The organism is Candidatus Pelagibacter sp. HIMB1695, assembly GCF_052047655.1.
In the GTDB taxonomy this organism is placed as follows: Bacteria; Pseudomonadota; Alphaproteobacteria; order Pelagibacterales; family Pelagibacteraceae; genus Pelagibacter.
In genome coordinates this window covers 351,115-372,190 of sequence record NZ_JBNAJT010000001.1, presented here as the reverse complement: position 1 = coordinate 372,190, position 21,076 = coordinate 351,115, and the positions used below count along the sequence as shown (strand labels likewise).

At 30.8% G+C, this 21,076-nt stretch carries 20 protein-coding genes and 2 tRNA genes; all 22 read left to right on the top strand.

Going from position 1 to position 21,076, the window contains the following annotated elements:
• The first annotated feature begins 15 nt into the window (after positions 1–15).
• The 22 genes from clpX (at position 16) to ACTTAX_RS01970 (ending at position 21,076) form a co-directional block, all read left to right on the top strand.
• Positions 16–1,284, top strand: coding sequence for an ATP-dependent Clp protease ATP-binding subunit ClpX (gene clpX, locus ACTTAX_RS02075; protein ID WP_440692458.1), 1,269 nt, complete (start codon positions 16–18; stop codon positions 1,282–1,284).
• 60 nt (positions 1,285–1,344) lie between these two features.
• Positions 1,345–3,723: an endopeptidase La gene (gene lon / locus ACTTAX_RS02070; RefSeq protein ID WP_075506633.1), complete on the top strand. Its 2,379-nt coding sequence runs from the start codon at positions 1,345–1,347 to the stop codon at positions 3,721–3,723.
• A 50-nt stretch (positions 3,724–3,773) separates the two neighbouring features.
• Positions 3,774–3,849: transfer RNA gene (locus ACTTAX_RS02065), tRNA-Val, on the top strand.
• Positions 3,850–3,861: 12 nt separating this feature from the next.
• Positions 3,862–3,938: transfer RNA gene (locus tag ACTTAX_RS02060), tRNA-Asp, on the top strand.
• Between the two features lie 89 nt (positions 3,939–4,027).
• Positions 4,028–4,396: an NADH-quinone oxidoreductase subunit A gene (locus ACTTAX_RS02055; RefSeq protein ID WP_075506634.1), complete on the top strand. Its 369-nt coding sequence runs from the start codon at positions 4,028–4,030 to the stop codon at positions 4,394–4,396.
• A 10-nt stretch (positions 4,397–4,406) separates the two neighbouring features.
• The gene (locus tag ACTTAX_RS02050; protein ID WP_425321967.1) at positions 4,407–4,922 is read left to right on the top strand and encodes a NuoB/complex I 20 kDa subunit family protein; all 516 of its coding nucleotides are present in this window, start codon (positions 4,407–4,409) and stop codon (positions 4,920–4,922) included.
• A 2-nt stretch (positions 4,923–4,924) separates the two neighbouring features.
• On the top strand, positions 4,925–5,530 hold the full coding sequence (locus tag ACTTAX_RS02045) for an NADH-quinone oxidoreductase subunit C (protein WP_075506636.1): 606 nt from the start codon (positions 4,925–4,927) through the stop codon (positions 5,528–5,530).
• Complete coding sequence (locus ACTTAX_RS02040) at positions 5,514–6,689, top strand: NADH-quinone oxidoreductase subunit D (protein WP_218836792.1); 1,176 nt, start codon at positions 5,514–5,516, stop codon at positions 6,687–6,689. Before ACTTAX_RS02045 ends, ACTTAX_RS02040 begins: the two co-directional genes overlap by 17 nt.
• Positions 6,686–7,294: an NADH-quinone oxidoreductase subunit NuoE gene (gene nuoE / locus ACTTAX_RS02035; RefSeq protein ID WP_440692456.1), complete on the top strand. Its 609-nt coding sequence runs from the start codon at positions 6,686–6,688 to the stop codon at positions 7,292–7,294. The genes ACTTAX_RS02040 and nuoE overlap by 4 nt, the downstream gene beginning before the upstream one ends.
• Entirely contained in the window at positions 7,287–8,618 is a 1,332-nt protein-coding gene (gene nuoF, locus ACTTAX_RS02030; RefSeq protein ID WP_075506639.1) for an NADH-quinone oxidoreductase subunit NuoF, read from the top strand. The genes nuoE and nuoF overlap by 8 nt, the downstream gene beginning before the upstream one ends.
• A complete protein-coding gene (gene nuoG, locus ACTTAX_RS02025; protein ID WP_440692454.1) occupies positions 8,611–10,641 on the top strand; it encodes an NADH-quinone oxidoreductase subunit NuoG in 2,031 nt (676 codons plus the stop codon). The genes nuoF and nuoG overlap by 8 nt, the downstream gene beginning before the upstream one ends.
• Before the next feature lies 1 nt (position 10,642).
• On the top strand, positions 10,643–11,641 hold the full coding sequence (nuoH, locus tag ACTTAX_RS02020) for an NADH-quinone oxidoreductase subunit NuoH (RefSeq protein WP_440692452.1): 999 nt from the start codon (positions 10,643–10,645) through the stop codon (positions 11,639–11,641).
• Positions 11,642–11,643: 2 nt separating this feature from the next.
• Positions 11,644–12,129 (top strand): NADH-quinone oxidoreductase subunit NuoI, encoded by a 486-nt coding sequence (nuoI, locus tag ACTTAX_RS02015; RefSeq protein ID WP_075506642.1) that lies wholly within the window; start codon positions 11,644–11,646, stop codon positions 12,127–12,129.
• On the top strand, positions 12,130–12,762 hold the full coding sequence (locus ACTTAX_RS02010; protein WP_440618509.1) for an NADH-quinone oxidoreductase subunit J: 633 nt from the start codon (positions 12,130–12,132) through the stop codon (positions 12,760–12,762).
• Complete coding sequence (gene nuoK, locus ACTTAX_RS02005) at positions 12,755–13,066, top strand: NADH-quinone oxidoreductase subunit NuoK (RefSeq protein WP_075506644.1); 312 nt, start codon at positions 12,755–12,757, stop codon at positions 13,064–13,066. The genes ACTTAX_RS02010 and nuoK overlap by 8 nt, the downstream gene beginning before the upstream one ends.
• A 2-nt stretch (positions 13,067–13,068) precedes the next feature.
• On the top strand, positions 13,069–14,982 hold the full coding sequence (gene nuoL / locus ACTTAX_RS02000) for an NADH-quinone oxidoreductase subunit L (RefSeq protein ID WP_440692450.1): 1,914 nt from the start codon (positions 13,069–13,071) through the stop codon (positions 14,980–14,982).
• Positions 14,982–16,463 carry an NADH-quinone oxidoreductase subunit M gene (locus ACTTAX_RS01995; protein WP_440692448.1) on the top strand — a complete coding sequence of 494 codons (1,482 nt, stop codon included), beginning with the start codon at positions 14,982–14,984 and terminating at the stop codon, positions 16,461–16,463. Before nuoL ends, ACTTAX_RS01995 begins: the two co-directional genes overlap by 1 nt.
• Before the next feature lies 1 nt (position 16,464).
• Positions 16,465–17,883 (top strand): NADH-quinone oxidoreductase subunit NuoN, encoded by a 1,419-nt coding sequence (gene nuoN, locus ACTTAX_RS01990; RefSeq protein ID WP_440692446.1) that lies wholly within the window; start codon positions 16,465–16,467, stop codon positions 17,881–17,883.
• A complete protein-coding gene (locus ACTTAX_RS01985; RefSeq protein WP_440692444.1) occupies positions 17,883–18,419 on the top strand; it encodes a biotin--[acetyl-CoA-carboxylase] ligase in 537 nt (178 codons plus the stop codon). Before nuoN ends, ACTTAX_RS01985 begins: the two co-directional genes overlap by 1 nt.
• A 5-nt stretch (positions 18,420–18,424) precedes the next feature.
• Complete coding sequence (locus tag ACTTAX_RS01980) at positions 18,425–19,171, top strand: type III pantothenate kinase (protein WP_440692442.1); 747 nt, start codon at positions 18,425–18,427, stop codon at positions 19,169–19,171.
• Between the two features lies 1 nt (position 19,172).
• Positions 19,173–20,831: a ribonuclease J gene (locus ACTTAX_RS01975; protein WP_440692440.1), complete on the top strand. Its 1,659-nt coding sequence runs from the start codon at positions 19,173–19,175 to the stop codon at positions 20,829–20,831.
• Entirely contained in the window at positions 20,831–21,076 is a 246-nt protein-coding gene (locus ACTTAX_RS01970) for a DUF1467 family protein (protein ID WP_440692438.1), read from the top strand. Before ACTTAX_RS01975 ends, ACTTAX_RS01970 begins: the two co-directional genes overlap by 1 nt.

Below are 21,076 nucleotides of genomic sequence, written 5' to 3'. Positions count from 1 at the left end.
TTCGTTTAAAAAATTATGAGTACAAATAATAAAAATATTCTTTACTGTTCTTTTTGCGGAAAGAGCCAACACGAGGTTAGAAAATTAATTGCAGGTCCAACTGTATTTATTTGTGATGAGTGTGTTGAGCTTTGTATGGATATTATAAAAGAGGAAAGCAAAGATACTTTTGTTAAACATCAAGACGGCCTTCCTTCACCAAAAGAAATTTGTACAGTGCTAGATGATTATGTAATTGGTCAGGCGCATGCCAAGAAAGTTCTGTCAGTAGCTGTACATAATCACTACAAAAGACTTAATTATGAAAACAAAACTAGTAAGAATGTAGAATTATCTAAATCCAATATTTTATTAGTTGGCCCAACTGGTTGTGGTAAAACTTTATTAGCACAAACTCTTGCTAGAATTTTAGATGTTCCATTTACAATGGCAGACGCAACAACTTTGACAGAAGCAGGATATGTTGGTGAGGATGTTGAAAATATAATTTTAAAATTACTTCAAGCTTCAGATTATAATGTTGAAAAAGCACAACGTGGAATAGTTTATATCGATGAGGTTGATAAGATTAGTAGAAAATCTGAGAATCCATCCATTACAAGAGATGTATCTGGAGAAGGAGTTCAGCAAGCTTTATTAAAAATAATGGAAGGAACTGTTGCAAGTGTTCCACCTCAAGGAGGTAGAAAACATCCTCAACAAGAGTTTTTACAAGTGGACACAACAAATATTCTTTTTATTTGTGGAGGTGCTTTTGCTGGATTAGACAAGATTATTTCTCAAAGAGACAAAGGTACTTCAATTGGTTTTGGAGCAGACGTAAAAAACACTCAAGACAAGAAAACAGGAGAGTGGATGAAGGGACTAGAACCTGAGGATTTATTAAAATTTGGATTGATACCAGAGTTTATTGGAAGACTACCAATGATAGCAACTCTTGAGGATTTAGATGAAAAATCATTGATCAAAATTTTACAAGAACCTAAAAATTCTTTAACTAAACAGTATCAAGAACTATTTAAGTTAGATGGAGCGAAATTAACATTTAAAGAAAATGCTCTTAAAGAAATAGCTCAAAAAGCAATTAGCAAAAAAACAGGTGCAAGAGGTTTGAGATCAATATTAGAAAATATATTATTAAAAACTATGTATGATCTCCCAAGTCAAGACAACATTGAAGAAGTAATTGTTGATGCAGCAGCAGCAAAAGGTCAATCACAACCAATTTTAGTTCATTCTAAAGGCGAAAATAAATCTAAGTCTGGCAAAACATCAGCGGCTTAATACCCTTAATAAGTAACAAAAACCTATTGCAATATAATATATAATATCCATATTAACCCTATGGACGTTAAAATATCATTGCCGTTGTTACCTTTAAGAGACATTGTAGTCTTCCCAAGCATGGTAATACCTCTCTTTGTAGGAAGAGACAAATCTATTTCTGCACTTAATGAGGTGATGAAAAAAGATAAGAAGATTATTCTTGTAACTCAAAAAAATTCAGAGATCGATGATCCTAAAAAAACAGACGTATTTATGTATGGTTGTGAGGGAAGTATCCTACAATTATTAAAATTACCAGATGGAACTGTAAAAGTTTTAGTAGAAGGAATTAAAAGAGTTAAAATTTTAGACTTTAAAGATAATGAGAAATTTATTACGTGTGACTATACATATTTCAATGACATCTTACCAAAAGATGAGGATTTATTTCCTTTAGCTGCTACTGCTTTAAGAAGATTAGAGAAATTAACTTCAATAAACAAGAAAATTTCGAACGAAACAATAAATACAATTAAGCAGTTAAAAGATCCTTCTCAAATAGCTGATAATATTGCTTCACATATCACAGCTACAATTTCAGAAAAACAACAAATTTTTGAAACAGTTGATGTTAAAAAGAGATTAAACGCCATAATTAAAATTATGGAGAATGAAACAAGTATAATTGGTGTAGAAAAAAGAATCCGAGGACGAGTTAAAACTCAAATGGAGAAAACTCAGAGAGAATACTATTTAAACGAACAGCTTAAAGCTATTCAGAAAGAACTTGGTGAGATTGAAGACGGCAAAGACGAAACTACAAGTCTAAATAAAGCTATCACAAAAGCAAAAATGCCAAAAGAAGTTGAAAAGAAATGTCTACAAGAGCTTAAAAAATTGAAGAACATGAGCCCAATGTCAGCTGAAGCTACTGTGGTTAGAAACTACCTTGATTGGATGACGGAACTACCTTGGCACAAGAAAAGTGAAGTTGATATCGATTTAACGAAGGCATTAAATATTCTTGATAAAGATCATTTTGGACTAGAGAAAGTTAAAGAAAGAATAATAGAATTTTTAGCTGTTCAAAAAAGAATGGAAAAAATTAAAGGCCCAATATTATGTTTAGTTGGTCCTCCTGGTGTTGGTAAAACATCTTTAGGTAAATCTATCGCAAAAGCAACTAACAGAGAATTTGTTAGAATGTCCGTAGGTGGGATGAGAGACGAAGCAGAAATAAGAGGGCATAGAAGAACTTATATCGGATCATTACCAGGTAAAATAATTCAAATGATGAAAAAAGCTGGAACAAAAAATCCTCTAATTTTATTAGATGAGATAGATAAAATTGGAAATGATTATAGAGGTGATCCGTCCTCAGCATTATTAGAAGCGCTAGACCCAGAACAAAATACAACTTTTAACGATCACTATTTAGAAGTTGATTATGATTTATCTGATGTAATGTTTGTAACAACGGCAAATACTTTAAATATATTGCCTCCATTATTGGACAGAATGGAAGTAATTAGATTAGCTGGTTATACTGAGGATGAAAAAATTAGTATAGCTAATAAATATCTACTTCCTAAACAAATTAAAGATAATGGTGTTAAAGAAAAAGAAATGAAATTGGAAGACGACATCATAAAAGAAGTAATTAGAGGATACACAAAAGAGTCAGGAGTTAGAAATTTAGAAAGAGAAATTTCTAAACTTGCTAGAAAAGTTGTTAAGAAAATTGTGGCGGGTGAGGAAAAAGAAGTTCAAATTAATAATAAAAACTTATCTGATTTTCTTGGTGTAGCTAAATTTAAATTTGGAGAATTAGAATCTGAAAATAGAGTAGGTATTGTAACTGGACTTGCTTGGACTGAGTATGGTGGGGAAATTTTAAAAATTGAAACAGTAACTATGCCTGGCAAAGGAAGAATGCAGATTACTGGTAAGCTAGGTGATGTGATGCAAGAGTCTGTAAAAGCTGCAAAATCTTTTGTTAGATCAAAATGTTTAGAGTATGGAATTATTCCACCTCTATTTGAGAAAAAAGATTTTCACATTCATGTACCTGAAGGAGCAACACCAAAAGATGGTCCATCTGCCGGAATAGGAATGGTTACTTCAATTGTTTCATCGATTACAAATATACCTGTAAGAAGAGATGTTGCGATGACTGGTGAGGTAACATTAACAGGTCAGGTATTGCCAATAGGCGGTCTTAAAGAAAAATTATTAGCTGCTCATAGGGCTGGAATTAAAGAAGTTTTGATTCCAAAAGAAAATGAAAAAGATTTAGTGGATATGCCTAAAAAAATTATAGATGATATTAAAATTACGCCAGTTGAATATGCAGACCAGGTAATTAAAATTGCTTTAACTAAAGAACTTAAACCTACGGAATGGGTTGAGGTAGATTTAGCTAAAAAAGATGATAAATCTCAAGCTAGTATTCAATAATAATTAATTTACTTTATTTAAGTGTTGATGTAATAAGTAGCTCTGTTTTGGGGCGGTTAGCTCAGTTGGTAGAGCATCTCGTTTACACCGAGGGGGTCAAAGGTTCGAGTCCTTTACTGCCCACCAAACAAATTAAGTGGGGGTGTAGCTCAGTTGGTTAGAGCGATCGCCTGTCACGCGATAGGTCGAGGGTTCGAGTCCCTTCACTCCCGCCACTTTTTACCCAATAAACTGTCTGTTAATATTAATAAAATGTGACTTATCTTCCCTTCAACATCAGATAAAAACTGATATATAGATTTTCATGTTATCTGAATTTTTAAAAGATTACCTACCGATTATTCTATTTTTAGTTATTGCTCTTGGTTTGAGTGTTGCTTTTGTAGTGTTAAATTTTTTACTTTCTCCAAAAAAACCTGATCCAGAAAAGTTGTCTGCGTATGAATGTGGTTTCGAACCATTTCAAGACTCTAGAATGGAGTTTGATGTAAGATTTTACTTAGTTGCAATTCTATTTATTATATTTGATCTTGAAATTGCCTTTTTATTTCCATGGGCAATATCATTAGGAAACATTGGTCTATTAGGTTTTTCATCAATGATGATTTTTCTATTCATACTAACAGTTGGTTTTATTTATGAATGGAAAAAAGGTGCTCTAGATTGGGAATAAAATTAATTTAATGAACGATAAAATAGAACAAGTTCCTGAAGAGTTTAAACAACTTGCTAAAGATTTTAGTAAAAATGGTTTTATAACGACATCGTTGGATAATTTAATTAATTGGTCCAGATCTGGCTCTTTGCATTGGATGACTTTTGGTCTTGCATGCTGTGCAGTTGAAATGATGCAAACAGCAATGCCAAGATATGACTTAGAAAGATTTGGAGCTGCTCCGCGTGGATCACCAAGACAATCAGATGTGATGATTGTTGCCGGAACATTGACCAACAAAATGGCACCAGCATTAAGAAAGGTCTATGATCAAATGCCAGAACCTAGATATGTAATTTCTATGGGTAGCTGTGCTAATGGTGGAGGTTATTATCATTATTCATATTCAGTTGTTAGAGGGTGTGATCGTATAGTTCCAGTTGACGTTTATGTTCCAGGATGCCCTCCTTCTGCGGAGGCATTATTATATGGAATTTTGCAATTACAAAAAAAAATTAGAAAAAAAGGATCTTTTATAAGATAGTCATGAATAGTTTAGAGGATCTAGAAAAAAAAATTAATTCTGAATTAACTACGAAAATTAATAATTCAGAAATAAAACATAATCAAATTTATCTAGAAACAGATAAAGATGATTTTTTAGATGTAATTTTATTCTTAAAAACTAATCTTGATACAAAATTTCGGCAGTTAATAGATATTACTGTTGTGGATTATCCTGAAAATAATCAAAGATTTCAAGTAGTTTACTTATTTTTAAGTCATGAATTTAATCAAAGACTAGTTCTAAAATACTCCATTTCTGAAAATGAAGTTATACCTTCTTTAACAAGTGTTTTTCCTGCAGCAAATTGGATGGAAAGAGAAGTTTTTGACATGTATGGTGTAAATTTCAAAGATCATCCCGATTTAAGAAGAATACTTACAGATTATGGATTCGAAGGACATCCTTTAAGAAAAGATTTTCCTTTAACTGGTCATTCTGAAGTTAGATATAGCGAAGATCAAAAAAAAGTTATTAGCGAACCAGTTAAACTAGAGCAAAATTATAGAAATTTTGATTATGAGAGTCCTTGGGAAGGAACAAAATACATTAAAGAAGAAATTGAAAATAATGACAAAAAAAATTAAAAATTTAAATCTAAATTTTGGTCCTCAACATCCAGCAGCTCACGGTGTATTAAGATTAATATTAGAATTAGACGGTGAGGTTGTTGAAAAAGCAGACCCACATATAGGTTTGCTTCACAGAGGCACTGAAAAATTAATTGAAAACAAAACATATATGCAGGCTGTTCCTTATTTTGACCGTTTGGATTACGTAGCTCCAATGAATCAAGAACATGCCTTTGCTCTTGCTGTAGAAAAAATTCTTAAAATAGATGTGCCGATCAGAGCTCAGTATATAAGGGTTATTTTTTGTGAAATAGGACGAATATTAAGTCATATTCTTAACGTAACAACTCAAGCACTTGATGTTGGCGCTTTAACTCCATCACTTTGGGGTTTTGAAGAACGAGAAACATTAATGACATTTTACGAACGAGCTTCTGGATCAAGATTACACGCCAACTACTTTAGAGCAGGAGGTGTTCACCAAGATTTACCAAAAGGTTTAGAGGAAGATATCTCAAACTTTTGCGATACATTTCCAAAAGTGATTAATGATTTGGAAAGTCTTTTAACAGACAATAGAATTTTCAAACAAAGAAATGTTGATATTGGAATTGTAAGTAAAGAGGATGCTTTAGATTATTCTTTTTCAGGAGTTATGATTAGAGGATCAGGAGTACCTTGGGATTTAAGAAAGTCTCAACCTTATGATTGTTATGAAGATTTAGATTTTAAAATACCAGTTGGAAAAAATGGTGATTGTTACGATAGATATTTATGCAGAATTGAAGAGATGAAAGAGAGTGTTTCTATTATCAAACAGTGTTTATCTAAAATGGAAAAAGGTCCAATTAAATCATTAGATGGTAAAATTAGTCCACCATCAAAAAAAGATATTAAACAATCAATGGAAGCGTTAATTCATCATTTTAAATTATTTACAGAGGGATATAGAGTACCTAAGGATGAAATTTATACAGCTGTTGAAGCACCAAAGGGAGAATTTGGAGTATATTTAATTTCTGATGGTTCGAGCAAACCCTACAAATGCAAGATTAGAGCACCAGGATTTTCACATTTGCAATCAATGGATTATTTAATTAAAGGACACATGTTAGCAGATGTACCAGCTGTTCTAGGTTCATTAGATATTGTTTTTGGTGAGGTGGATAGATGAGTTTAAGGAAACCAGCAAAAGATCAACCAGAAAGTTTTGAATTTAATGCTTCATCTTTAGATGCAGCAAATAATATTGTTGCTAAATATCCAAAAGGAAAACAACAAAGTGCTGTGATGGCCTTACTTTATATTGCTCAAAGACAAAATAATAATTGGATACCATTAGCTGCAATGAAGTATATCGCTAAGTTTTTAAACATGCCTTATATAAAAGTTTATGAGGTAGCTACTTTCTACACAATGTACAATTTATCACCTGTTGGAAAATATTTTGTTCAAGTATGTACCACAACACCATGTATGATTAGAGGTGCAAATAAATTGGTTGAAGCTTGTAAGGAAAAAATTTCTGAAAATGAATGTGAATTATCAAGCGATAAGAGTTGTTCATGGATGGAAGTTGAATGCTTAGGTGCTTGCGTGACTGCTCCTATGATGCAAATTAATGATGATTATTACGAAGATCTTGATAAAGAAAAAACATCTGAGATTTTGGATAAAATTTTAAATGGAGAAACTCCAAAACCAGGTTCATACAGAGGAAGAATTAATAATGAGCCAGAGAACAATAGAAAAACATTAACGGATTTAAAAAATGCTTAAAGATCAAGATAGAATTTTTCAAAATTTATATAATGATAAAGGCTCTGATGTAGCAGCGTCACAATCAAGAGGTGATTGGGTAAATACTAAAGAAATTACTGAAAAAGGAAGAGATTGGATTATTAATGAAATTAAAGAATCTCAGCTTAGAGGTCGAGGTGGAGCAGGATTTCCTACAGGTTTAAAGTGGTCATTTGCACCAAAAGAAGTTGGATCAAGACCACATTATTTGGTTATTAATGGTGATGAGTCCGAACCAGGCACTTGTAAAGATAGAGATATTTTAAGATTTGAACCTCATAAATTAATAGAGGGTTGTCTAATAGCATCATACGCAGTTCAAGCACACGTCTGCTACATATATATTAGAGGAGAATATTTTGTTGATGGTCAAAAACTCCAAGCTGCAATTGATGAGGCTTATGAGAAAAAACTATTAGGAAAAAATGCAGCTGGAACTGGGTGGGATTTAGATATTTATATCCACTATGGAGCAGGAGCGTATATTTGTGGTGAAGAAACAGCATTACTTGAAAGTTTAGAGGGTAAAAAAGGTCAACCAAGATTAAAACCACCTTTTCCAGCTTTGATTGGTTTATATGGATGCCCAACTATAATTAATAATGTTGAAACGATTGCTGTGGTGCCAACTATTCTAAGAAGAGGAGCTAAATGGTTTGCTTCTTTAGGAAGAGAAAAAAATACTGGTACTAAAATTTTCTGTATTTCTGGAAACGTTAATAATCCTTGTAATGTAGAAGAGGAAATGAGTATTCCATTAAAAGAATTAATAGAAGTTCACGCTGGTGGAGTGATTGGTGGATGGGATAATTTACAAGCTGTAATACCAGGTGGATCTTCTATGCCTCTAATTCCAAAAGATAGATGTGAAACATTAAAGATGGATTTTGATGCGTGTGTCGAAGAAAAAAGTGGATTAGGAACTGCAGGAATAGTGGTTATCAATAAAGATCAAGACATTATTAAATGTATGGCGAGAATTGCGAGATTTTACAAACATGAAAGTTGTGGACAATGTACACCTTGCAGAGAAGGTTCTGGGTGGATGTGGCGGATGCTTGAGCGTATGGCAAAAGGCGATGCAACTAAAGATGAAGTTGACATGTTAGGAGATGTAACAACCCAAATCGCTGGTCATACAATTTGTGCGTTTGGTGAAGGTTCTTCATGGCCAGTTCAAGGTTTGTTAAGACATTTTAAAAAAGAAATTCAAGAAAGAAACAATTTGGACCCAATTGTTCAGAAAAAAAATAATATACCTTATTTGGTTGATCAACATTTATTAGATAAAAAAAATGCTTAAATTAAAAGTAAATGACATTGATGTAGAAGTTGAAGAAGGACTAACAGTTCTTCAAGCCTGTGAAAAAGCAGGAGTTGAGATACCTAGATTTTGTTATCATGAAAAATTATCTATAGCTGGAAATTGTAGAATGTGTTTGGTGGAAATGGAGAAATCACCGAAACCCATTGCATCATGCGCAATGCCCGCTGCCGAAGGAATGAACATTAAAACAAACACAAGTTTAGTTGAAAAGGCTAGAAAAGGTGTAATGGAATTTTTACTAGCAAATCATCCTCTAGATTGTCCTGTATGTGACCAAGGTGGTGAGTGTGATCTTCAAGATCAATCAATGTTTTATGGGGTAGATAAATCAAGATTTAAAGAAAACAAAAGAGTAGTTCCTGAAAAAAATATGGGACCATTAATCAAAACTCAAATGACAAGATGTATACATTGTACAAGATGTGTGCGATTTGCCACTGAAGTTGCAGGAGTCCCAGAACTTGGTGCTATAGGTAGGGGTGAGGATATGCAAATTACAACATATCTTGAGCAATCAATGCAATCAGAATTATCTGCCAATGTAGTTGATTTATGTCCTGTTGGAGCTTTGACATCAAAACCTTATGTTTTTGAAGCGAGACCATGGGAATTAAAAAAGACTGAAACAATTGATGTTATGGATGCAATCGGTTCAAACATTAGAGTTGATACATACGATTGGGAAGTAAAAAGAGTTCTTCCAATAATTAATGAAGATATTAACGAAGAATGGATTTCAGATAAAACTAGATATGCGTGTGATGGCTTACTTCATCAAAGATTGGATACCCCATATATTAAATACAATGGTAAATTTGAGAAAGCTACGTGGCAAGAAGTTTATAAAATAATAAAATCTAAATTAGAAAATACATCAAAAGAAAAAGTATCTGGTTTTGTTGGAGATTTAACAAACATGGAAACTGCGTACATTTTTAAAGAATTTTTTGACCGAACACTTGAAACTGATAATTATGAATCAAGATCAGATAATAGATATATTAATATTTCAAAAAGAGAAAATTATTTGTTTAATTCCTCAATTAACGGAATTGAAGATGCTGATTTAATTTTATTGTTAGGCGCCAATCCTAGGTATGAAGCCACAATTTTAAATGCAAGAATTAGAAAATCTTATCTAAATAATAGTACGAGAATTGTATCATTAAATGATTGTGGAGATCTAACTTATCCTTATGAAAGCTTAGATGGACAAACTAAAACAATAAAAGAAATTATAGATGACACACATAAACTTTCAAAAGAAATAGAAAAAGCAAAAAAACCAATGATAATTATTGGTGAGTCTTTATTAAGATTAGAAAATGCACAATATTTATTTGATAATTTAAAAGATTTTTTGAATAAAAAAAACAAGTTCTCAGAAGAGTGGAATCCTTTGAATGTTTTATCATGTGACGCAGCAACTGTAGGAAATTTTGATTTAGGAGTTTTAAATAATAAAACAAATTTAATAGAAGATTTAAAATCAAATAAATTTGAAATAGTGTTTTTAATAGGTCAAGATAATTTAAATTTTGTTAAAAAAAATGAATTTGTTATTTATCAAGGGAGCCATGGTGACAAAGGGGCAGAGTGTGCAGATATAATTTTACCTGGCTCAGCTTATACAGAACAAGACGGTTATTATACAAATTTAGAGGGAAAAATTCAAAAAGCATTTAAGGCTTCTTATCCACCTGGAGATGCAAAAGAAGATTGGCAGATAATAAATGAACTAGCTGAATTCATGAATAATAGAAAATTGTTTAACGATAAAGAAGAGCTAGATAGCAGCATGTTAAATTATTTAAAATTGCAAAGTGAAAAACAAACTGAACAAAATAATAACAACTTGAATTCTGATTTTAATAATGAAAATTTAAAAATTGAAATTAAAGATTATTATTTTTCTAATGTTGTTGCTAAATCATCAAAAACAATGATCGAGTGCAATAATGCAAAAATGAATTTAAAATCAACAGGCACAGAAGGTTAAGATGGAATATTTGAATATAGTCTTTCAAGAGGTATACAAAATTCTATTTTTGTTAGTTCCAGTTTTGGTTTCTGTAGCTATGATTGTTTGGCTAGATAGACGAGTTTGGGCTTTTGTCCAAAAAAGACAAGGACCTAATGTAGTTGGACCATTTGGATTACTTCAATCATTAGCTGATGCGTTGAAATATATTTTTAAAGAAATAATCATCCCATCAAGCTCAAACAAAGTAATCTTCATATTAGCACCTATCGTTACTATGACATTAGCTTTGATAGCTTGGGCTGTTATACCATTTAGTGCAACACAGGTCTTAGCTGATATTAATGTCGGTATACTTTATCTATTTGCTGTTTCATCGCTAGGTGTTTATGGAATAATTATGGGAGGATGGGCTTCAAACTCTAAATATCCTTTCCTAGGTGCAATTAGATCTGCGGCTCAAATGGTATCATATGAAGTTTCTATTGGAGTTATTATCATCAATGTATTGTTGTGCGTAGGCTCATTGAATTTGAATGACATCGTAATTGCTCAACAAAATCTATGGTTTGTAATTCCGTTATTTCCAATGTTTGTAATATTTTTTATCTCTGCTTTAGCTGAAACTAATAGACCACCTTTTGATTTACCTGAAGCTGAAGCAGAATTAGTTGCTGGATACCAGACAGAATATTCAGGAATGATGTATGCAATGTTTTGGTTAGGTGAGTATGCAAACATCTTATTGATGTGTGCTATGGGAGCTGTATTATTCTTAGGTGGTTGGTTATCTCCAATAGATATTTATCCATTTACTTTAATTCCAGGTGCAATTTGGTTAATTTTAAAAATTTTACTTTTATTTTTCTTATTTGCTTTAGTAAAAGCAATTGTACCAAGATATAGATATGACCAATTAATGAGATTAGGTTGGAAAGTATTTCTTCCTTTGTCATTAACTTGGGTTGTTTTAACTGCGAGTTATTTATTTTACTTTAACCTTTTACCAACAAACTAATTATGAATTTATCTAGATTTTTTAAAACTATTTTCATGGTTGATTTTGTAGGCGGCTTGTTCATTGCAATAAAAGAATTGTTTAAACCAAAAAAAACAATCAATTATCCTTTTGAAAAAGGAAAAATTAGCCCAAGATTTAGAGGTGAGCACGCTTTAAGAAGATATCCAAATGGAGAAGAAAGATGTATAGCATGCAAACTTTGTGAAGCTGTATGTCCAGCTCAAGCAATTACAATTGAATCTGCTCAAAGAGAAGATGGCAGTAGAAAAACTACTCGTTATGACATTGATATGATGAAATGCATTTATTGTGGTCTATGTGAAGAAGCTTGCCCTGTTGATGCTATAGTCCAAGGTCCAAATTTTGAATTTTCGACTGAGACAAGAGAAGAATTATATTACACAAAAGAGAAATTATTAGATAACGGTGACAGATGGGAGAATATTCTAGACGCTAATATTAAAGCGGATAGTTCACATAGATAAATGATTGCTCACGCTATTTTCTTCTACACTTTTTCTATAATTGCAGTTGTGTCTGCAATAATGGTTACAGTATCTAAAAATACTGTCCACTCAGTTTTCTTTTTAATATTAGATTTTATCAGTATTTCTTGTCTATTTATTATGATTGGTGCCGAGTTTTTGGGGATGATAATGTTAATTGTTTACGTTGGAGCCGTAGCAGTTTTATTTCTTTTTGTTGTAATGATGCTAAATGTTGCTCAACAAAAAAATCAATGGTTTGCCTCTGCTGCTAGCTCAAAACATATTCCTGTTGGATTAATTATTAGTACAATCATTTTCTTTGAACTAATTATTGTAATTGGTGGATGGAAATACAAACCAGAGATTTTTGATATTAACAATTCATCAAAAGTTTCAGACTTAAGTAACACACACTCATTAGGTCAAATATTATACACTGATTACATACATGTATTTCAAATTAGTGGTATGATTTTGTTAGTTGCAATGGTTGGAGCAATCGTTCTGACTTTTAGACAAAGGTCAAACGTCAAAAGACAAAGTTATATAAAACAAATTTCTCGTGAAAGAGCTGAAGGAGTAAGTGTTGTAGAAGTTGCTTCTAACAAAGGAGTTAAAATAGATGACTGAGATAGGTTTAGGACACTATTTAACTTTAGGCGCTGTTATATTTTCAATAGGAGTTATTGGAATTTTTCTTAATAGAAAAAATATTATTGTTATATTGATGAGTATTGAGTTGATTTTATTAGCTGTAAATATCAATTTAGTTGCTTTTTCAATTTTTCTCGGAGATTTAGCTGGTCAAGTATTTACCTTATTTATTTTAACTGTAGCAGCTGCAGAAGCTGCGATCGGTTTAGCTATAATCGTTGTTTACTATAGAAACTCTGGAACTATCAGAGTTGAAGAAATTGATGAGTTAAAAGGATAATAATGGAACTTTCAATTTTATTTCTTCCACTAATAGCCTCAATTATTTCAGGTTTTTTTGGGCGTTACATTGGTGATAGAAATTCTGAAATAGTAACTAGTGCATTAGTTTCTATATCTGCAATTTTATCAATAATTGTATTGTATCAGGTAATTGTTAATCAATATGAGGAAAATATTGTTATAGCAACTTGGATTAATTCAGGTTCACTTGATGTTAATTGGTCAATGTTAATTGATCCTCTATCAGCTGTGATGTTGGTTGTAGTTACTTCTGTATCAGCATTAGTCCATATTTATTCTATCGGATACATGTCTCACGACCCACATAAACCAAGATTTATGGCTTACCTATCATTATTTACGTTTGCAATGTTAATGCTTGTAACGTCAGATAATTTTATTCAACTATTCTTTGGTTGGGAGGGAGTTGGTCTCTGTTCTTACTTCTTAATTGGTTTTTGGTTTAAAAAAGAGAGTGCTAATGCAGCTGCAATTAAAGCTTTTGTTGTTAATAGAGTAGGTGACTTCGGTTTTGCATTAGGTATTTTTTTAGTCTTTTATTTGTTTGGGACTGTCAATTATGATGAAGTTTTCCAACAAATTCCAACTGTTGTAGATAAAAATTTATCCTTTTTAGGTTTTGAGGTTAAAGCGATAGATTTGGTTTGTTTACTGTTATTTATCGGAGCTATGGGTAAATCAGCTCAAATCTTACTTCATACTTGGCTACCAGATGCAATGGAAGGACCAACACCAGTTTCTGCTCTAATTCACGCTGCAACAATGGTAACTGCAGGCGTGTTTTTAGTTGTTAGATGCTCACCTATATATGAATTTTCTCCAGTAATTTTAAATTTGATTACTGTAGTTGGAATGACAACAGCTTTTTTTGCTGCAACGGTTGCTTTGGTTCAAACAGATATTAAAAAAATAATTGCTTATTCAACTTGCAGTCAGTTAGGTTACATGTTTTTCGCAGCTGGTGTAGGAGCTTACAATGTTGCTATGTTTCATTTATTTACGCATGCTTTTTTTAAAGCTTTATTATTTTTAGGATCAGGATCAGTAATTCATGCTTTTAAAGATGAGCAAAATATTAATAACATGGGAGGTGTATGGAGAAAATTACCTTACACTTATGCTTTAATGATTATAGGAACTCTTGCTTTAACAGGTTTTCCTTTTTTATCAGGCTTTTATTCAAAAGATGCGATTATTGAATTTGCATATTTGAAAGGAAATACAACAGGTTATTATGCAGCTGGTATTGGAATAGTTACTGCGTTTTTAACGTCAGTTTATTCGTGGAGACTAATATTCAAAACATTTCATGGCGAATATAATAATAAAGAGATTAAAATTGAGGAAACGCACGAGTCACCTTTGGTAATGCTTGTTCCGTTATTTGTGCTTTCTATTGGTGCAATTTTTGCAGGTGCGTTATTTAAAGATTTGTTCATTGGACATGGTGGTGAAAATTACTTTTGGTCAGAATCAATCAAATTTTTAGAACCTCTAAGCACAGATCATCCACCAACATGGTTTTTACTTTTAACACCTAGTTTAGTTATCCTATCAATACCTATTGCTTATTACTTATTTGTTAAGAATAAAGAGTTGCCAAATGAAATAGCTTCAATGAACAAACCTTTATACAATTTCCTTGTCAATAAATGGTACTTCGATGAGTTGTATGAAGTTATTTTTATTAAATCATCGAAAAAACTAGGGACATTTTTATGGAAAGTTTGTGATGGAATTATAATAGATGGATTTGGTCCTGATGGAATTTCTTCTTTTATAAAAAAATGTTCAATTAAAGCAAATAAATTTCAAAGTGGTTTTATCTATCAATATGCTTTTGTAATGTTGTTAGGTTTTTCTGCTTTATTAACCTTCTTGATAGTTAAATAATGAGCTTTCCAATTTTATCATCTTTAATCTTGTTACCTACTATAGGAGCTCTTTTTCTTTTTTTTACAAAAGATAAAGATGGAAATAATTCAACAGCTAAATATGTAGCTTTATTTACAAGTATAGTTAATTTTTTAATTTCTATTTATTTGTGGATATCATTTGACCAAAGTATATCTGATTTTCAATTTGTTGAAGACAGAACATGGATTGAAGGATTTATTAATTATAAAGTAGGTGTCGATGGAATTTCGATATTATTTATAATCTTAACAACTTTTATAACTCCACTTTGTATTATTTCAGTTAACAATTCAGTAAAAAATAGATTAAGAGATTTTTTAATTGCAATTTTAATCATGGAAAGTTTCATGATTGGTGTGTTTTGTGCACTTGATTTAGTTGTTTTTTATTTATTTTTTGAGGCTGGATTAATTCCAATGTTTTTAATTATTGGTATTTGGGGTGGTCCAAAACGTGTTTATTCAGCATTTAAATTTTTTCTATATACTTTGCTTGGATCAGTGTTGATGCTTGTTGCGATCATTTCAATATACTGGATATCAGGCACAACAGATGTAGTTAAACTTTATGAAATTGGAATTGACGCTAAATACCAAAATTTATTATGGTTAGCTTTCTTTAGTTCTTTTGCAGTAAAAACACCTATGTGGCCTGTTCACACTTGGTTACCAGATGCTCATGTTGAAGCTCCTACAGCCGGTTCAGTTTTATTAGCTGCTATACTATTAAAAATGGCAGGATATGGTTTTATTAGGTTTTCACTTGGGTTATTTCCAGTAGCTTCGGAAGTATTCACACCTCTTATTTATACTTTAAGTATTATAGCAATAATTTTTACATCTTTTATCGCTTTAATGCAGGAAGATATGAAAAAGTTAATTGCATACTCGTCTGTTGCACATATGGGTTTTGTAACTTTAGGTATTTTTACACTTAAACAACAAGGTATAGAGGGAAGTATAATTCAGATGATTAGTCATGGATTAGTGTCTGCAGCTCTATTTTTATGTGTTGGTGTTGTTTATGACCGTATGCATTCAAGGATGATAAATTCTTATGGTGGAATAGTCGCTATAATACCAAAGTATTCGATTTTATTTATGTTATTCACATTAGCTGCTTTAGGATTACCTGGAACAAGTGGTTTTATCGGTGAATTTTTAATTTTAATGGGTGCCTTTAAGGATAATTTTTTAGTAGCTGTATTGGCAAGTCTAGGAGTTATTTTAGGGGCTGCTTATATGCTTTGGTTGTATAAAAGAGTTGTTTTTGGAAAATTAGTTAATGAAGATTTAAAGAAAATGTTGGATTTAAATAAATCAGAATATTTAATTTTAACATGCTTAGCTATTCCAACTTTATTTTTTGGTTTTTATCCAGATCCTTTGATTAATACGATTGAGGTTTCAGTTTCAGATTTAATAAATATGCATAATATTAATTTAGCGAGCAAATAATATGGAAAATTTAAATTTAGTTTTACCTGAAATTTTTATCTCATTATCAATAATGTTTTTACTTGTATTGGGAGTGTTTAAAAAAAATAGCTCAGGCATTACTTTTAACTTGTCTTTATTTGTATTTTTAATTGCTGCTATAATAGCTATTAACGAAACTTTCTCTGTGAATAGAGAAACTTTGTTTAATGGTAGTGTTGTAATAGATAAGATGTCTTCATTTATGAAGATAATAACATTGCTAGGTGGTTTTCTAGTATTAGTTATCTCTTCTAGTTATTTAAAAATATTTAAAATTTTTAATATTGAATATCCAGTTTTAATTTTGAGTTCTGTACTGGGAATGATGGTCATGATTAGTTCTAATGATCTAATTGTGTTTTATATGGGTCTAGAGTTACAATCATTAGCTTTATACGTTTTGGCAACTTATAATAGAGATCAATTAAAATCATCTGAAGCGGGTTTAAAATATTTTGTATTAAGTGCATTATCATCAGGATTATTACTTTATGGATGTTCTTTGATTTATGGTTTTTCAGGATCTACAAACTTTGATGTGATTTCCACACAACTTAATTCAAATGAGTATGTGCTGACTTTTGGGATAGTTTTTATTTTAGTAGGTCTAGCATTTAAAATTTCAGCAGTGCCATTCCATATGTGGGCACCAGATGTATACGAGGGATCCCCAACTACAGTTACTTTATTTTTCACGATGGTACCAAAAATTGCTGCGTTAACTGTATTTATCAGATTTTTATATGTTCCATTTTTAAACCTAATTGATCAATGGCAAATGATAATTGTATTTTTATCTATTGCCTCAATGCTATTTGGTGCAATTGCAGCAATTGGACAAACAAATATTAAAAGACTAGTTGCTTATAGCTCTATTGGACACATAGGCTACACATTGGCTGGTCTTGCCACTGCTTCTAATGAAGGAATTCAAAGTTCAATAATTTATATTTCAATTTATGTTGTAATGAATTTGGCTCTTTTTTCTTGTTTGTTAATGCTTAGAAGAAATAATCAATATTACGAAGATATTGAAGACTTATCTGGTTTATCGAAAAATCATCCATTATTATCACTTTCTTTACTTGTAATATTATTTTCATTGGCAGGGATACCACCATTAGCAGGATTTTTTGCTAAGTTTTATGTTTTCAAAGCGGTTTTAGAACAATCAATGTATTTTTTAGCTATTGTTGGATTGTTATCTACTGTTGTTGCAGCTTTCTATTACTTAAGAATAATCAAGATTATGTACTTTGATAAAGAAAAAGATAAATATGATACGGATCATAGTTTATGGTTAAAATTTTCATTAACTTTTTCTACAATATTAATTCTTTTATACTTCATATTTCCAAGCCAATTAATTGAGGTAGTATCAAGAATTAATATTATTTAATGAAATTTAAGAAATTTAATTTTAAAATAATAAAAAGTACTAACGATACAGCTGCAAGAATAATAAAAAAAACTAACTATAAATTTGGAATGGTTGTTGCTGAAAAACAATTTAGTGGTCGAGGTCAGTATGGAAGAAAATGGATTTCATATAAAGGTAATTTATTTGCCTCTTTTTTTCATCCATTTGATGAAAAAAAATTCTCAATAGAAAGAGTTACAAAGTTAAATTGTAATTTAGTTAAACAAACACTCTCTAAATATATAAAAAATAAAATTAACTTTAAAAAACCAAACGATTTATTAATTAATAAGAAAAAGATTAGTGGGATTTTACAAGAAATTATAACGAAATCAGATAAAAAATTTTTAATTACAGGAATAGGAATTAATGTAATTAAAAATCCAAATATTAAAAATTATCCAGCTACAAATTTATATAGAATAACAGGAAAAAAAATTAATAAATCTGAATTAGAAAAAAATTTGAAAATAGTTTTTGAAAATAAAATATCAAAAATGTATAAAATAAATTAATTAATATGTATATTTTAGGTGATATAGGAAATACTGACACTAAAATTTTTTTAGTTTCCAAAAGAAATAAAATTTTAAAAAGAATTACTTTAATTTCAAAAAAAATAAGTAATAACCAATTAAAAATCTTATTTAAAAAAAATAAAATTCAAATAAATAAAATTGAAAAAATATTGTTTTGTAGTGTTGTCCCAAACACTTTTAAAATTATAAAAAACTACTTTTCTAAAATCACTAAAGTTAAATGTAATGAAGTAAAAAATTTGAATTTAAAATCAATGATTAAAATTAAAGTTGATTATAAGCAGGTAGGCTCTGATAGAATTACAAACGCTATAAGTTTATTGGATAACAAAAACAATTATATAATTTTAGATTTTGGTACTGCTACAACTTTTGATGTCTTGATAAAAAATATGTATATGGGGGGAATAATTGCTCCTGGAATTAAGTTGTCTCTTAATACTTTATCAGATAGAGCCACTTTAATTCCAAAAATTGAGCTTAAACGAATAAAAAAAGTAATAGGAAGCAACACGCTTTCTGCCGTTAGATCAGGTTTTTTTTGGGGTTATGCCGGTTTAATTGACAATATGATTAATTTAATTAAGAAAGAGACAAGAAAATCTTTTAAAGTTGTGTTAACTGGTGGATTTTCTGATTTATTTAAAAAATCAATCAAATCGAAAGTTAAACATAACCAAGATATTACAATTAAAGGTCTAATAAAGATTTCTGAGCAAATAAAATAATATGAAAGATGAGTTGTTATTTTGTCCACTAGGTGGATCTGGTGAGATTGGTATGAACATGAATTTGTTTGGTTACGGCCAGCCAAGCGATCATAAATGGATAATGGTCGACATTGGTGTAACTTTTGCAGATGACACTATACCAGGTGTTGATTTAATTTATCCTGATCCTGGATTTATTGTTGAAAGAAAAGATAACTTGCTGGGTATAGTTTTAACTCATGCACATGAGGATCACATTGGAGCAATCGCACATTTATGGCCAAAATTAAGATGTAAAATATTTGCTACTCCATTTACAGCAGTTTTGATTAGAGAGAAGTTTCGAGAAAAACAAATAGATATTACTAATGATTTACAAATTGTTGAATTAAATGGAACTGTTTCATTAGATCCATTTGAAATTGAATATATAACTTTAACTCATTCAATTTTAGAACCTAATGGCTTAAGAATAAAAACTCCAGCTGGTGTAATTTTACATACAGGAGATTGGAAAGTAGATCCCAATCCACTTATTGGTGCAAATATAAATGAGAAGAGATTAAAAGAAATTGGTGATGAAGGAGTATTAGCAATGATCTGTGACTCTACTAATGTTTTTAGTGCAGGCAAGTCTGGATCTGAACTTGATGTCAGAAAAAATATGTTAAATGTAATGTCGAGATTGAAAAAGAGAATTATAATTACTTCATTTGCATCTAATGTAGCAAGAATGGAGACAGCATTTTATTGTGCTGAGCAAACAGGAAGACAAATTTCATTAGTTGGAAGATCGATGCATCGTATTTACAAAGCTGCACGTCAATGTGGATATTTAAAAAATACAATTGAACCAATTGACCCTCGTGAAGCTAAAAATTTCTCAAGAGAAAAAATAGTTTATCTTTGCACAGGTAGCCAAGGAGAACCAATGGGAGCCATGATGAGAATTTCTAGTTATGTACACCCTGATGTTTTTATTGAAAAAGGTGATGCTGTGATATTTTCATCAAAAATTATACCTGGAAATGAAAAAAAACTTTATAAATTGCACAACCAACTTGTTAAAGATGGCATAGAAGTGATATCTGAAGAAACTGAATTTGTTCATGTTTCTGGTCATCCAAATAGAGAAGATTTAAAAGAAATGTATCAATGGGTTAAACCTAAATGTGTAATACCTGTACATGGTGAACATAGGCACATGATAGAACACATAAATTTTGCAAAAGAAATGCAAGTTCCATATCCTGTACAAGTAGAAAACGGTGATATAGTTAAGTTATATCCTGGTAATCAGCCTGAAGTTTATGACAAAGCTCCAAGTGGTCGATTATATTTAGATGGCAATGTAAGTGTTGATCCAGACTCACAGTCAATAAAAGATAGAAAAAATTTGAGTGCAAATGGATATCTTGAAGTAACTTTAATGATAACACCTAAAGGAAATATTCATAACAATCCTGTGCTTTCTTTTCGTGGTTTGCCTGTAGATGATAGAGAAGAATTTGTTTATGGACTAGAAGAAGAAATAGAAAAAACATCTAGGACATTTAAAATTGGAAGCAAGCAACAAGAGCATAATTTAATTGATGCATTGAAAATTGCCTGTAGGAAATTTTCTAAGGAAAGAACGGGCAAAAAACCTTTCACTAATATTAACTTAGTCAGAATTTAATGAGTGTAACTGGTTTAGCAATTATCTTTGTAATTATATGGTGGATAGTCTTCTTTGCTATACTTCCTATTGATGTAAACAGAGCAAAAACAGTAAAAATTGATGGTGAAGATCCAGGATCACCTGAAAACCCAAAAATGTTGAAAAAATTCTTGTATTGCACTGGTATAACAACTGTAATTTTTATCACTATTTATTTACTAATAAAATTTGAATATTTAAATTTAAGAAATATGATTAGTTAA

Coding starts and splice junctions, on each gene's coding strand:
- clpX (WP_440692458.1), top strand. CDS start 16: ATGAGTACAAATAATAAAAATATTCTTTACTGTTCTTTTTGCGGAAAG.
- lon (WP_075506633.1), top strand. CDS start 1,345: ATGGACGTTAAAATATCATTGCCGTTGTTACCTTTAAGAGACATTGTA.
- ACTTAX_RS02055 (WP_075506634.1), top strand. CDS start 4,028: ATGTTATCTGAATTTTTAAAAGATTACCTACCGATTATTCTATTTTTA.
- ACTTAX_RS02050 (WP_425321967.1), top strand. CDS start 4,407: ATGAACGATAAAATAGAACAAGTTCCTGAAGAGTTTAAACAACTTGCT.
- ACTTAX_RS02045 (WP_075506636.1), top strand. CDS start 4,925: ATGAATAGTTTAGAGGATCTAGAAAAAAAAATTAATTCTGAATTAACT.
- ACTTAX_RS02040 (WP_218836792.1), top strand. CDS start 5,514: ATGACAAAAAAAATTAAAAATTTAAATCTAAATTTTGGTCCTCAACAT.
- nuoE (WP_440692456.1), top strand. CDS start 6,686: ATGAGTTTAAGGAAACCAGCAAAAGATCAACCAGAAAGTTTTGAATTT.
- nuoF (WP_075506639.1), top strand. CDS start 7,287: ATGCTTAAAGATCAAGATAGAATTTTTCAAAATTTATATAATGATAAA.
- nuoG (WP_440692454.1), top strand. CDS start 8,611: ATGCTTAAATTAAAAGTAAATGACATTGATGTAGAAGTTGAAGAAGGA.
- nuoH (WP_440692452.1), top strand. CDS start 10,643: ATGGAATATTTGAATATAGTCTTTCAAGAGGTATACAAAATTCTATTT.
- nuoI (WP_075506642.1), top strand. CDS start 11,644: ATGAATTTATCTAGATTTTTTAAAACTATTTTCATGGTTGATTTTGTA.
- ACTTAX_RS02010 (WP_440618509.1), top strand. CDS start 12,130: ATGATTGCTCACGCTATTTTCTTCTACACTTTTTCTATAATTGCAGTT.
- nuoK (WP_075506644.1), top strand. CDS start 12,755: ATGACTGAGATAGGTTTAGGACACTATTTAACTTTAGGCGCTGTTATA.
- nuoL (WP_440692450.1), top strand. CDS start 13,069: ATGGAACTTTCAATTTTATTTCTTCCACTAATAGCCTCAATTATTTCA.
- ACTTAX_RS01995 (WP_440692448.1), top strand. CDS start 14,982: ATGAGCTTTCCAATTTTATCATCTTTAATCTTGTTACCTACTATAGGA.
- nuoN (WP_440692446.1), top strand. CDS start 16,465: ATGGAAAATTTAAATTTAGTTTTACCTGAAATTTTTATCTCATTATCA.
- ACTTAX_RS01985 (WP_440692444.1), top strand. CDS start 17,883: ATGAAATTTAAGAAATTTAATTTTAAAATAATAAAAAGTACTAACGAT.
- ACTTAX_RS01980 (WP_440692442.1), top strand. CDS start 18,425: ATGTATATTTTAGGTGATATAGGAAATACTGACACTAAAATTTTTTTA.
- ACTTAX_RS01975 (WP_440692440.1), top strand. CDS start 19,173: ATGAAAGATGAGTTGTTATTTTGTCCACTAGGTGGATCTGGTGAGATT.
- ACTTAX_RS01970 (WP_440692438.1), top strand. CDS start 20,831: ATGAGTGTAACTGGTTTAGCAATTATCTTTGTAATTATATGGTGGATA.